At 66.8% G+C, this 500-nt stretch carries 1 protein-coding gene; it reads right to left on the bottom strand.

Annotated features, from left to right (window positions below):
- Positions 1 to 500, bottom strand: a 500-nt coding sequence (locus tag ON32_RS23330) for a beta-ketoacyl synthase N-terminal-like domain-containing protein (protein ID WP_040793165.1), incomplete at both ends; no start/stop codon positions are given.

The following is a 500-nucleotide window of genomic DNA, read 5'->3' as shown; positions in this document are numbered from 1 at the left end:
CACGCCAAATGCACCGCCACCAACGACGACGAACACGCCGTGTCCACCGTCACTGCCGGCCCTTCCAGGCCGAAGAGGTAGGCGACGCGCCCGGAGATCACGCTGTGGGAGGTCCCGGTCAGCCGATATCCCTCGTACTCACCGACAACCGCGTCCTGATACCCCGACGCACACGCCCCCACATACACCCCCGCATCCGTGCCCCGCAGCCCGGTCGGATCGATACCCGCCTGCTCCAACGCCTCCCACGACACCTCCAACAACAATCGCTGCTGCGGATCCATCGCCGCCGCCTCCCGCGGCCCGATCCCGAAAAACCCCGCATCGAAAGCGGCCGCATCCACCAAGAACCCACCCTCACGGGTGTAAACAGTGCCGGGGACATCCGGATCCGGATCGAACAACCGCTCCAGATCCCATCCCCGATCGGTGGGGAACGCACCGATCACATCCCGGCCCTCCGCGACCAGCTCCCACAGGTCCTCGACCGACCCCACACC

It is taken from the genome of Nocardia paucivorans NBRC 100373, from assembly GCF_000308675.1.
Classification (GTDB): Bacteria; Actinomycetota; Actinomycetes; order Mycobacteriales; family Mycobacteriaceae; genus Nocardia; species Nocardia paucivorans.
This window is presented reverse-complemented; position numbering and strand designations above follow the sequence as displayed.